The organism is Kineococcus siccus, assembly GCF_009906795.1.
GTDB classification, from domain to species: Bacteria; Actinomycetota; Actinomycetes; order Actinomycetales; family Kineococcaceae; genus Kineococcus; species Kineococcus siccus.
In genome coordinates this window covers 23,853-35,581 of the sequence record NZ_JAAALN010000016.1, presented here as the reverse complement: position 1 = coordinate 35,581, position 11,729 = coordinate 23,853, and the positions used below count along the sequence as shown (strand labels likewise).

Below are 11,729 nucleotides of genomic sequence, written 5' to 3'. Positions count from 1 at the left end.
GGGCTGGGCCTGGCTGCCGTGGGGCGCCCGGCCTACATCACCCTCGGGCGGGCGGCGGACCTCGCGGAGGACCGGTCGGTGGAGGCGCTCGAGGCCCGCACGCACGACGTCCTCGACGCGGCCTGGGACCTGGGCCTGCGCTACGTCGACACCGCCCGCTCCTACGGCTTCGCCGAGCGGTTCCTCGGCTCCTGGCTGGCCGCCCGTCCCGGCGTCCGGGCGCAGCTGACGATCGGCTCCAAGTGGGGCTACGAGTACGTCGGGGCGTGGAGCCGCACGGCGGCCCAGCACGAGCGCAAGGACCACGGGCGCGCGACCTTCGACCGCCAGTGGCCCGAGACCCTCGCGGCGCTCGGGACCACACCCGACGTGTACCTCGTGCACTCGGTCACCCCGGACAGCCCGGCCCTGGGCGACGCCGACCTCCTCGCCGGGCTGCGCGAGCTCGCCGCGCAGGGCGTCCGGGTCGGTCTGTCGACCAGCGGGCCCGCGCAGGGGGCCGTCCTCGAGCGGGCCCTGGCGCTGCCGCACACGCCCTTCGCGGCCGTGCAGTCGACCTGGAACCTGCTCGAGACGTCGGTGGCCCCGGCCCTCGCGCGCGCGGCCGACGCCGGCTGGCTCGTCGTGGTCAAGGAGGGCGTGGCCAACGGGCGCCTGACCGCCCACGGCGGGGAGGCCGCCGCCGCGGCCCTCGCGGCGGACGACGGCCAGTCGGTGGACGCCCTGGCCCTCGGTGCGGCGCTGACCCAGCCCTGGGCCGACGTCGTCCTCAGCGGCGCCGTGTCCCGCGAGCAGCTGGCGAGCAACGCCGCGGCCCGTCGGCCGCGGCTTCCCGCGCAGCGGCTCGCGGCGCTGGCGCAGGCGCCCGAGGACTACTGGGCGGCGCGCAGCGCCCTGGCCTGGGCCTGAGGCCCGCCCGCGCCGGCCCAGTGCGACGGTCACGTGTCCGCGGCGCCGGTGCGGGTAGGGGGCAACCATGACCGACCAGTACACGATGCAGGACCCGACCACCCGGTACCCGAAGGCCGACCAGAGCTACCAGCAGCAGCAGGACGGCCCGGCCGTCGAGCAGCAGATGCCGCACAAGCCCGACGCCGGGGAGTCCAGCTACCGCGGCAGTGGCCGCCTGCAGGGCCGCCGTGCCCTCGTCACCGGCGCCGACTCGGGCATCGGCCGCGCCACCGCGATCGCGTTCGCCCGCGAGGGCGCCGACGTCGTGCTCTCCTACCTCCCGGAGGAGGAGGCCGACGCGCGCGAGGTCGTCGCGCTCGTCGAGGAGGCCGGCCGCAAGGCCGTCGCCGTGCCCGGCGACCTGACCGACGAGGCGTACTGCACGCAGCTCGTGGAGACCACCGTGCGCGAGCTCGGGGGCATCGACGTCCTGGCCAACATCGCCGGGAAGCAGCAGCACTCGGAGGACATCGCCGAGCTGACCACCGAGCAGTTCGACGAGACGTTCCGGACGAACGTCTACGCGATGTTCTGGCTGTGCAAGGCGGCCGTCGCGGTGATGCCGCCGGGCAGCGCCATCATCAACACCACCTCGATCCAGGCCTACTCGCCGGCGCCGATCCTCCTGGACTACGCCTCCACGAAGTACGCGATCAACGGTTTCACCAAGGCCCTGGCGCAGCAGGTCGCGCCGAAGGGCATCCGCGTCAACGCCGTGGCTCCCGGTCCGGTGTGGACCCCGCTGCAGGTGGCCGGGGGACAGCCCGCCCACGCGCTGCCGGAGTTCGGGGCCGAGACGCCGCTGGGGCGCCCCGGCCAGCCGGCGGAGATGGCCCCGGCCTACGTGTTCCTGGCCAGCGCCGAGTCCAGCTACGTCCTCGGCGAGACCCTGGCCGCCACCGGGGGGATGCCTACCCCCTGATCTCCGCGCCGTCCTCGCGGTCAGGTCGAGCGAGGCCGCTCACGGCAGGAGCGGCCCCGCTCAGCGGTGTCCGCCATCGCAGCTGGTGTCTGACCTCGTTGCGAGCTTTCTGTCGCTTTGCGTCACCCTTGTCAAGCTCCGAAAAGGATGCAAAGCGGCCACGATGGCCCTCGATCCAGTCGCCAACCCCTACACGCCCAGGGCCGGGCAGCGTCCCGCGCTGCTGAGTGGCCGCGACCAAGAGCTGCAGGACTTCCGAGCACGGCTGCAGCGGTTGGAGCGAGGCCGTGCGGCCCAGTGCACCCTCATCGTGGGCCTCAGCAGCTCGGCCCCCGTCGGACAGACCTGTGACGCGCTGATCCGACGCGGTTTGATCTACAGCCCAAGGCTGGGGTACGCCGCCTTCACCGTCCCGCAGTTCGACGACTACTTGCGCCGTCACTTCGAGCTGGAGGCACACGTTCCGCGCCGCCGCGCCACCGAGGACGGCGACGGGTAGCACCGTCACGATTGCTGGAGACGCACGGTGCACTCCGCGTCCGGGACGCGTTGCCCAGCTCGCGGCTCCCCTCGGCTCAGCAGCGACGAGGTCGCCACCCCTCTGTCCGGCACCTACCTCCGGTCGAGGTGAGCCGTGGACGCGGTGACCCACCAGCATGGACTCCCTGGGACAGCTCCGGGGCGGTGGGACCAGGACGGCGATGAGGTCCGGCCAGCGAAGCGGAGAAAACCTCAGGCCTGGTCGCGGTGGCCACGCAGCTCGTCGATCTCGCGGCGCTCGCGCTTGGTGGGGCGCCCGGCGCCGCGGTCGCGGCCGCCGAACGCCCCGAAGAAGCGGTGTCGCGCGAGCAGCTCGCCGAGAACGCCGTGGCCCGCCCGCCGCGCGTGCCGCGCGAGCGGCTGGCCCGGCTGGCCGAGGAACCCGCGGCCTACTGGGCGGCGCGCAGCGCACTGCGCTGGCAGTAGCCGGCCGCCGTCACGGCGGCGCGGTCGTCCACCCCACGGCCCGGGTCACGGCCCGCGCCACGTCGTCGGGCGTCTGGTGCGCCCGGACCGCGACGACCACGTCACCGACGCCGGCGTCCTCGAGGATGCGGTCCAGCTCGCCGCTGCGGCGCAGGTGCCAGTCCAGCCCCGCCGGGTCCTCGCGGTGGCGCCCCTGCAGGCGGGCCCGGACCACCGCCAGGTCCGGTCGCAGCCGGCACACCGCGAGGCCGACGCCGACCGCCTCGGCGTAGCGGCGCCGCACGTCCGGGTCCTCCAGCACCCCGGCCAGGACCAGCCGCACGGCGCCCGCGGCCCGGTGGTTGCTCGCGACGGCCCGGAGGTTGGCCAGCTGCAGGCGCAGGTGGAACGGGTCGCCGTCGGGACTCGGCCAGGCGTGGCACAGCGCGTCGAGGTCGACGACCGCGTGCGGGACGCCGTCCTCGCGCAGCAGCGCGCCGACGGCCCCGGCGGTCGTGGTCTTGCCGGCCCCGACCGTGCCGGTGATCAGCAGCGCGCCCGGCACGGCGCCGAGCCCCCCCGGGTCACTGGCCACGGAGGCGGTCCAGCTCCCGGCGCTCGCGCTTCGTGGGCCGCCCGGCGCCGCGGTCGCGGTCGCCGAACGCCCCGAAGAACTCGTCCTTCGGCGGGGGCGGTGGGGACCGGTCGACGTAGGCCTGCGCGGCGATCGGCGCGCCCACCCGCTTGCTCAGCAGCTCGACCACCTCGAACACCTTCTCGTAGCCCTCGGCGCGCACGCGCACCTCGTCGCCGACCTTGACGGGCGACGCGGGTTTCGCCCGATCCCCGTTGAGGCGCACGTGGCCCGCCTTGATCGCCGACGACGCGATCGAGCGCGTGCGGTACAGCCGCACCGCCCACACCCACTGGTCGACCCGCGTCACGCCACCACCACCCGCACCCTCACGACCCCGCGAGCACCCCGTCGACGAGTTCCTGCGCCTCGGACTGCACGCGGCGCAGGTGGGCGGACCCCTGGAACGACTCGGCGTAGATCTTGTAGACGTCCTCCGTGCCCGACGGCCGCGCCGCGAACCACGCGGAGTCGGTGACGACCTTGAGTCCGCCGACCTTCGCACCGTTGCCGGGCGCCTCGGTGAGCACGGACCGGATCTCCTCGCCCGCGAGGGAGCCGGCGGTGACCTGCTCCGCGGTCAGCCCGGACAGCACGGCCTTCTGCTCGCGCGTGGCCGCGGCGTCGGTGCGCGAGTACAGCGGGGCGCCGAACTCGGCGGTCAGGTCCAGGTAGTGCTCGCTGGGCGTGCGGCCGGTCCTCGCCGTGATCTCCGAGGCGAGCAGGGCGAGCAGCAGGCCGTCCTTGTCGGTCGTCCAGACGGACCCGTCGCGGCGCAGGAACGAGGCCCCCGCGGACTCCTCGCCCCCGAACCCGACGGAGGCGTCGAGCAGCCCCGGGACGAACCACTTGAACCCGACGGGCACCTCGAGCAGCGTGCGGCCCAGGCGTTGCGCGACCCGGTCGATCATCGACGACGACACGAGCGTCTTGCCGATCGCGGCCGAGGCGGGCCAGCCCTCGCGCGAGGAGAACAGGTACTGGATGGCCACGGCCAGGAAGTGGTTGGGGTTCATCAGGCCGTGGTCGGGGGTCACGATGCCGTGCCGGTCGGCGTCGGCGTCGTTGCCCGTGGCGATCTGGAACTCCGAGCGCCGGTCGATGAGGGAGTGCATGGCCGACGGCGAGGAGCAGTCCATCCGGATCTTGCCGTCCCAGTCCAGCGTCATGAACCGCCACGTCGGGTCGACCAGCGGGTTCACGACCGTCAGGTCGAGGCGGTGCCGCTCGGCGATCGCGGCCCAGTAGTGCACGCTCGCCCCGCCGAGCGGGTCGGCGCCGATGCGCAGCCCGGACTCGCGGACCACGTCGAGGTCCAGCACCTGGGGCAGGTCGTCGACGTAGGTGCCCTGGAAGTCGTAGCTGCCCGCGGCGGCGCGGGCGCGCGCGAAGGGGATGCGCCGCACGCCGTCCAGGCCGGCCTCGAGGTAGGCGTTGGCGGTCTTCGCGATCCAGCCGGTCGCGTCGGTGTCCGCGGGGCCGCCGTTGGGCGGGTTGTACTTGAACCCGCCGTCGCGGGGCGGGTTGTGCGAGGGCGTCACGACGATGCCGTCGGCCAGGCCCGGGCCGGCCGAGCGGATGGTCGAGCCGTCGCGGTTGGCGCGCAGGATCGCGTGCGAGACCGCGGGCGTCGGGGTGTAGCCGTCGGCGGAGTCCACGAGGACCGTCACGTCGTTGGCGGCCAGCACCTCCAGCGCCGAGACCCACGCGGGTTCGGACAGCGCGTGGGTGTCGCGGCCGAGGAACAGCGGCCCGTCGTAGCCCTGCTCGCGCCGGTAGTCGACGATCGCCTGCGTCGTGGCGAGGATGTGCTGCTCGTTGAAGGCGCCGTCGAGGCTGGAACCGCGGTGCCCCGAGGTCCCGAAGCTCACGCGCTGCCCGACGTCGGAGGGGTCCGGCTGCGTCGCGTAGTAGGCCGTCACCAGGTGGGGGACGTCGACGAGGTCCTCCGGTCGCGCGTGCTGCCCTGCGCGTGGGTGCGTCATGTCTCCTCGTTCCGCCGTGGTCCGCCGTGCCGTGCGCGACGATCCTGGCCCTCAGCGGCTCCGGCCGCCAGCGCCGCGGCGCTCGCGATCGCCGCGCGGGGTCCGGACCCGCGCCGTGCCGTGGCCGACCAGGGCCGCGGCGACCGTGACGAGGCCCGCGAGGCCGAGCCCCGCGCCGACGTGCCAGCGCAGCAGGGCCGCCCCGACGGCCGCGCCCGCGAGGATCAGCAGCACGGCACCCGCCCGGCGGCGCCACCCGCCGCCGTCCCCACCCGCGAGGCGGGAGTCGGCGGCGAGCCCGGTGATGGTCGAGGTGACGACGACCGTGGTGACGTCCTTGACGGCGAGGCGGCGGGCCGTGGCGGCCTGCACGCCCATCACGAGGCCGAGGACGCCGGTCAGCGCGAGCGCGGCGGGGGGCGCGGTCGTCCCCTCCTCGACGGGGACCTGGTCGCCGAGCCCGGTCGCGGCCCACGCCAGGCCGCCCAGCACCAGACCGACCAGGGCGAACAGCACGGTCGAGGCGGTGGTCCACCCCGTGGCGGCGCGGCGCAGGACGCGACCGCCCACGGCGGCCCCTGCCATGAACCCCACCAGCGCGACCACCGGCCCGAGGACGGGCAGGTCCTCGGCCCCCGTCAGGGCCATGCCGAGGATCACCACGTTCCCGGTCATGTTCGCGGTGAACACCCGGTCCAGCCCGAGGTAGCCGACGGCGTCGACGATCCCGGTCGAGAACGTCAGCACCAGCATGAGCGCCAGGTGCCACGACGCCCGCCGGCGACCGGCGGGCGGATCGGTCTGCTCGGGCACGGGTCCTCCTCCGGCGAGGTCGACCCCGCAGCTGTCCGACGTCTGCAACCTGCGTGAAACAAAACCGGCGTACGGTGCCCGTGATCGTATACGAACCACGCTCCCCGACGAACTCCGAAGGGCCCTCGTGATGGTCGAGATCCACCGAGCCGCTCGCCTGCGCAGCCTGCTCGCCGCCGCCGCCGTCCTCGCCGTCGCGGCCTGCGTCCCGGTGCAGCCCGTGGAACCCGCGCCGCCCCGCGCGGACGTCACCGGGGTGGAGATCGGCGACCGCACCCCCGCCCGCGGCGGCGACCTCGTCATGGCGCTGTCCGCGGAACCCGACCGCCTCGACCCCACGACGTCCAGCTCCCTCTACACGCGCTACGTCATGAACGCCGTCTGCGAGAAGCTGTACGACATCGACGCGAAGGGGGCGATCGTCCCCCAGCTCGCGTCCGCCCTGCCCACCGTCTCCGCCGACGGGCTGACCGTCACGATCCCCGTGCGCCGCGGCCCGGTGTTCGCCGACGGCACCCCGCTGGACGCCGCGGCCGTCGTCACCACGTTGCAGCGCAACCTGACCCTCGAGGGTTCCTCCCGCCGCGCGGAACTCGGCCCGATCGCCGAGGTCACCGCGCGGGACCCCGAGACGGTGGAGGTCCGCTACGAGACGCCCTTCTCCCCGCTCACGGCGGCGCTCGCCGACCGCGCCGGGATGATCATGTCGCCGAAGGCGCTGGCGGAGGAGGGCGAGGACTTCGGGGACCACCCCGTGTGCGTGGGGCCGTTCTCCTTCGTCGAGCGGGTTCCGCAGACGTCGATCACGGTCCGCCGGGACCCGCTGTACTACGCCGCGGACCAGGTCCACCTCGACACGATCACCTACCGGATCATGACGGACGCCAACATCCGCGCCGCGAACCTCCGCTCGGGCGACGTCCAGGTCGCCGACTCCCTCTCGCCGCAGGACGTCGACGCGCTGGCGAAGGAGGACGGGGTCGGCCTGCTGCAGACCGGGTCCTTCGGCTACCAGGCGATCACCTTCAACGTCGGCAACGTCGACGGCACCGGCAAGCCGCCCGGGCCCATCGACACCCCGGTCGCGAAGGACCCGCGGGTGCGCGAGGCGTTCGCGCTGTCGATCGACCGGGCGGCGCTCGTGAACTCCGTGTTCAACAACTGGTACGAGACGGCCTGCTCGTTCATCGCCCCCGGCACCACCTACTCCTCGCCGGCCTCCGACGCGTGCCCGCCGCACGACCCGGCGCGGGCGAAGCAGCTCCTGCAGGAGGCGGGGGTGCCGGTGCCCTACCGCATCACGCTGTCCACCTCGAACAACGCCGACTCGCTGCGGCTGGCGCAGGCCATCCAGGCCAGCGTGGTCGAGGGCGGTTTCGAGGTGGTGATCCAGCCGGTCGAGTACTCGACCCTGCTCGACGTGCAGAAGCGCGGTGACTTCGAGGTGCTGCAGCTCGGCTGGTCCGGCCGCGTCGACCCGCACGGCAACTCGTCCTCGTTCCTGTCCACGGGCGCCGCGAACAACTACTCCGGGTACTCCAACCCGGAGGTGGACGCTCTGCTCAAGCAGGCCGCGCAGTCCAACGACGTGGCGACGCGGGCCGACCTCTACGGGAAGGTGACCGAGATCGTGCAGCGGGAGAACCCGATCCTCTACCTCTACCGGGTGCGCAGCATCACCGGCTACACCGACGACGTGGCCGGGGTCGAGACGTACGACGACGGCGTGGTCCGCCTGAGCCGGGCGGCGTTCCTGTGAGCCGCTTCCTGCTGACCCGGCTGTGGCAGAGCGCCGTGACGCTCGTGCTGGCGTCGATGGTCGTGTTCGCGGGGGTGCGGGCCCTGCCCGGCGACCCGGCCCTCGCCGTGGCCGGCGAGGAGGCCACGCCCGAGACCGTGGCCGCGGTGCGCGCCCAGCTCGGGCTCGACCAGCCGCTGTGGGTCCAGTACGGCCGCTACGCCTCCAACCTGCTCCAGGGCGACCTCGGGACGTCGGTGCGCACGGGCACGCCCGTGTCCGAGCTCATCACCGGCACGCTGCCCGTGACGGCCTGGCTCTCGCTGTACGCCATCCTCGTCGCGATCGTCGTGGGCGTCGGGACGGGCGTCGTCGCCGCCGTGCGGCGGGGTCGCTGGCCGGAGCTGGTGGCCAACGGGTTCTCGCTGCTGGCGCTGTCGGTCCCGAGCTTCTGGCTCGGCCTGCTGGCGATCCTCTACCTGGCCGTCGGCCTCGGGTGGTTCCCCGCCTCGGGCTACGTCGCGCCGAGCGAGGACCCGCTGCGGGCGGTCTACCACCTCACGCTGCCGGCCGTGATCCTCGGCACCGGCCTGGCCGCGGTCATCATGCGGCAGACGCGGGCGTCGATGCTGCAGAACCTCTCCAGCGACTACGTGCGCACGGCCCGCGCCAAGGGGGCCTCGCGCTCCGCGGTCGTCCTGCGGTTCGCGCTGCGCAACTCCCTCGTCGTCGTCGTGACCCTCGTGGGCCTGCAGCTCGGCGGTCTCATCTCCGGGGCCGTGGTCACCGAGCGGATCTTCGGCCTGCCGGGGTTCGGCAAGCTGACGCTCGACTCCGTGTTCAGCCGCGACTACCCCGTCATCGAAGGAGTGGTCCTCGTCGTGACGCTCGCCTACATCGTCATCAACCTCGCGGTCGACGTCGTGTACTCGGTGCTCGACCCGCGCATCCGCGTCGGGGGAGGTGCCCGGTGAGCCGTCCCGTCAGCCCGCCCGCGACGTCGACGACCCCCGCGGTCGACCCGCTGCCCACCGACCTCGGCTCCAGCCGCGGCCGGGTGCTGCGCTCGCTGCTGCACGACCGGCTCGGGGTGATCGGGGGTTCCCTGCTCCTGCTCGTGGTCGCGGCGGCCCTGCTGGCGCCGTGGATCTCCCCGTACCCACCGACCCAGGTGCACTTCGAGACGCCGTTCCAGCAGCCCCGCACCGTGGGTTTCCCCCTGGGCACCGACGACCTCGGCCGCGACATCCTGTCCCGCGTCCTGCACGGCACCCGCGCCTCGCTGCAGGTGGGCCTCCTCGCGGTGCTCCTCAGCGTCGTCGTCGGCACCCCGCTGGGGCTGCTGGCCGGCTACTGGCGCTGGCTGGACGGAATCGTCTCCCGCCTCACCGACCTCGTCCTGGCGTTCCCGTTCCTCGTGCTCGCCGTCGGGCTGGCCGCGATCCGCGGGGCGAGCCTGTCCAACGCCGCGATCGCCCTGGGCCTCGCGCACGTGCCGCAGATGATCCGCGTCGTGCGGGCCGAGACGCTGCGGCTGGAGGGCGCCGAGTTCGTCCTCGCGGCCCGGACCATGGACGCCTCCGGCGCGCGGATCCTCGCCACGCACGTGCTGCCGAACGCCGTGCCGTCCATCATCGTGCAGGCCACCGTCATCATGCCGGCCGTCGTCATCGGGGAGGCGCTGCTGTCGTTCCTCGGGCTCGGCATCCAGCCGCCCACGCCCAGCCTGGGCATCATGCTGTCCGACGCGCAGCAGTACATCTTCCGCGCGCCGTACGCCGCGCTGTTCCCCGGCCTCGCGATCGCCGTGATCTGCCTGGCCTTCAACCTCTTCGGCGACGCCCTGCGCGACGCCATCGACCCCGGAGGATCCCGGTGAGCTTCACCGCACCGCCCGCCCACACCACCCGCCCGACGCTGCGCGGCACCTTCGGGATGACCGCCTCGACGCACTGGCTCGCCACGGCAACCGGGCAGTCCGTGCTCGAGCGCGGCGGCAACGCGTTCGACGCCGCCGTCGCCGCGGGTTTCGTCCTGCACGTCGTGGAACCGCACCTCAACGGCCCCGGCGGGGACATGACCGCCGTGTTCGCCACCGCCGCGGAGAAGGAGCCCACGGTCCTCGTCGGGCAGGGCCCGGCGCCGCAGCGCGCGAGCGTCGCCCACTACCGCGGCGAGGGTCTCGACCTGGTCCCCGGCGCGGGCGGGCTCGCCGCGGCGGTGCCCGGCTCCGTCGACGCGTGGATGCTGCTGCTGCGCGAGCACGGCACCTGGGAGGTCGCGGACGTCCTGGCCCCCGCGATCGGGTACGCCCGCGACGGGCACCCCGTCGTGGGGCGGGTGGGCCGCACCATCGCCGCCGTCGCCACGCTGTTCACGCAGCACTGGCCCACCTCGGCCGCGCTGTGGATGCCGGACGGCCGCGTGCCCGGCGACGGCGACGTCATCTCCAACCCCGCGTGGGCCCGCACGCTCGAGCGGCTGCTGGCGGCGGGGGAGGGGGCCGGCACCCGGGAGGAGCGCATCGACGCGTTCCGCCGCGAGTGGCGCGAGGGGTTCGTGGCCCGCGAGGCCGTGGAGTTCCTGCGCACCCCGCACCGGCACTCCTCGGGCACCGACCACGCGGCCGTCATCGAGGTCTCCGACTTCGCCGCGTTCGCCGCGACCACCGAACCCGCCACGACGGGGACGTTCCGCGGCACGACCGTGGCCAAGACCGGGCCGTGGGGCCAGGGACCCGTGCTGCTGCAGGCGCTCGCCATCCTCGAGGGCTTCGACGACGACGAGCTCGACCCCTCGACCGCGCGCGGCGCCCACCTGGTGCTGGAGGCCCTCAAGCTGGCCATGGCCGACCGCGATGCGTACTACGGCTCGCAGGCGGACCCGGCCGTCGTCGCGAGACTGCTGTCGCCGGAGTACGCGGCGCAGCGGCGCGCGCTGATCACCGACCGGGCCTCGCACGAGTTCCGCCCGGGCACCGTGGCGGGCGCGACCCCGTTCGTCCCGCCCCTGCGCACCGACGGCGGCACGGGCGCCGGGGCCGGGGAACCCACCATGGCCGAGCCCGGCTCCGCCCCCGACCCGTCGCTGGGCGACGAGCCGGAACCCGTCCCCGGCGAGCCGACCGTCGCGTCCACGGGCGAGACCCGCGGCGACACGTGCCACGTCGACGTCGTCGACCGGTTCGGCAACATGGTCAGCGCGACCCCCTCGGGCGGCTGGCTGCAGTCGTCCCCGACGATCCCGGAGCTCGGGTTCTGCCTCGGCTCGCGGCTGCAGATGACGTGGCTCGACGAGAGCTCGCCCTCCGCGCTGACCCCCGGGCAGCGCCCGCGGACCACGCTCACGCCCACGCTGCTGCTGCGCGACGGCGAACCCGTCGCCGCGCTCGGCACCCCGGGCGGTGACCAGCAGGACCAGTGGCAGCTCGTCTACCTGCTGCGCACCCTCGTCGGCGGCTACGAACCGCAGCAGGCGATCGACGCCCCGAGCCTGCACACCACGTCGCTGCCGGGATCCTTCTGGCCGCGCACGTGGGAACCCGGCGGGGCCGTGGTCGAGGACCGCCTCGGCGAGGACGTCATCACGGACCTCGAGGCGCGCGGGCACGTCGTGACCCGCGCCGGGGACTGGATGCTGGGGCGGCTGAGCGCCGTCGGCCGGGACCCGGAGACGGGTGTCATGACCGCGGCGGCGAACCCCCGCGGCAACCAGGGCTACGCGGCGGGGAGGTGACGGGAC

11 protein-coding genes and 1 pseudogene are annotated in these 11,729 nt (G+C 74.3%); 7 read left to right on the top strand and 5 right to left on the bottom strand.

The features are described 5' to 3' along the window. The 3 genes from GTR02_RS04085 to GTR02_RS04075 all read left to right on the top strand — a co-directional run. A partial coding sequence (locus GTR02_RS04085; protein ID WP_166606201.1) for an aldo/keto reductase occupies positions 1–909 on the top strand: 909 nt, incomplete at its 5' end. Positions 910–976: 67 nt separating this feature from the next. Further along, positions 977–1,873 carry an SDR family oxidoreductase gene (locus tag GTR02_RS04080; RefSeq protein WP_166606200.1) on the top strand — a complete coding sequence of 299 codons (897 nt, stop codon included), beginning with the start codon at positions 977–979 and terminating at the stop codon, positions 1,871–1,873. An 85-nt stretch (positions 1,874–1,958) separates the two neighbouring features. Then, the gene (locus GTR02_RS04075) at positions 1,959–2,372 is read left to right on the top strand and encodes a hypothetical protein (protein ID WP_166606199.1); all 414 of its coding nucleotides are present in this window, start codon (positions 1,959–1,961) and stop codon (positions 2,370–2,372) included. Between the two features lie 233 nt (positions 2,373–2,605). Here the strand turns inward: GTR02_RS04075 and GTR02_RS24885 are convergent. From GTR02_RS24885 to GTR02_RS04050, 5 genes and pseudogenes are all read right to left on the bottom strand, one after another. Then, a pseudogene (locus tag GTR02_RS24885) lies at positions 2,606–2,698 on the bottom strand (RNA-binding S4 domain-containing protein); the annotation flags it as partial. A gap of 151 nt (positions 2,699–2,849) precedes the next feature. Then, positions 2,850–3,413, bottom strand: a complete 564-nt coding sequence (locus GTR02_RS04065; protein WP_166606197.1) for a hypothetical protein — start codon at positions 3,411–3,413, stop codon at positions 2,850–2,852. Then, the gene (locus tag GTR02_RS04060) at positions 3,403–3,762 is read right to left on the bottom strand and encodes a S4 domain-containing protein (protein ID WP_166606196.1); all 360 of its coding nucleotides are present in this window, start codon (positions 3,760–3,762) and stop codon (positions 3,403–3,405) included. Before GTR02_RS04060 ends, GTR02_RS04065 begins: the two co-directional genes overlap by 11 nt. 19 nt (positions 3,763–3,781) lie before the next feature. Next, complete coding sequence (gene pgm, locus GTR02_RS04055) at positions 3,782–5,437, bottom strand: phosphoglucomutase (alpha-D-glucose-1,6-bisphosphate-dependent) (RefSeq protein ID WP_166606195.1); 1,656 nt, start codon at positions 5,435–5,437, stop codon at positions 3,782–3,784. Positions 5,438–5,488: 51 nt separating this feature from the next. Further along, on the bottom strand, positions 5,489–6,190 hold the full coding sequence (locus GTR02_RS04050; RefSeq protein ID WP_166606204.1) for a YoaK family protein: 702 nt from the start codon (positions 6,188–6,190) through the stop codon (positions 5,489–5,491). Between the two features lie 190 nt (positions 6,191–6,380). Here GTR02_RS04050 and GTR02_RS04045 point away from each other — a divergent pair, with 190 nt between their 5' ends. Genes GTR02_RS04045 through GTR02_RS04030 form a run of 4 tightly spaced genes read left to right on the top strand, consistent with a single transcriptional unit; the run spans position 6,381 to position 11,723 of the window. Then, positions 6,381–8,009 (top strand): ABC transporter substrate-binding protein, encoded by a 1,629-nt coding sequence (locus GTR02_RS04045; protein ID WP_166606194.1) that lies wholly within the window; start codon positions 6,381–6,383, stop codon positions 8,007–8,009. Then, entirely contained in the window at positions 8,006–8,962 is a 957-nt protein-coding gene (locus GTR02_RS04040) for an ABC transporter permease subunit (RefSeq protein ID WP_166606193.1), read from the top strand. Before GTR02_RS04045 ends, GTR02_RS04040 begins: the two co-directional genes overlap by 4 nt. Beyond that, positions 8,959–9,867, top strand: a complete 909-nt coding sequence (locus tag GTR02_RS04035; protein ID WP_338073559.1) for an ABC transporter permease — start codon at positions 8,959–8,961, stop codon at positions 9,865–9,867. The genes GTR02_RS04040 and GTR02_RS04035 overlap by 4 nt, the downstream gene beginning before the upstream one ends. Next, complete coding sequence (locus GTR02_RS04030; protein WP_166606192.1) at positions 9,864–11,723, top strand: gamma-glutamyltransferase; 1,860 nt, start codon at positions 9,864–9,866, stop codon at positions 11,721–11,723. Before GTR02_RS04035 ends, GTR02_RS04030 begins: the two co-directional genes overlap by 4 nt. The last annotated feature ends 6 nt before the right edge of the window (positions 11,724–11,729 follow it).

Coding starts and splice junctions, on each gene's coding strand:
- GTR02_RS04050 (WP_166606204.1), bottom strand. CDS start 6,190: ATGCTGGTGCTGACGTTCTCGACCGGGATCGTCGACGCCGTCGGCTAC.
- pgm (WP_166606195.1), bottom strand. CDS start 5,437: ATGACGCACCCACGCGCAGGGCAGCACGCGCGACCGGAGGACCTCGTC.
- GTR02_RS04045 (WP_166606194.1), top strand. CDS start 6,381: ATGGTCGAGATCCACCGAGCCGCTCGCCTGCGCAGCCTGCTCGCCGCC.
- GTR02_RS04080 (WP_166606200.1), top strand. CDS start 977: ATGACCGACCAGTACACGATGCAGGACCCGACCACCCGGTACCCGAAG.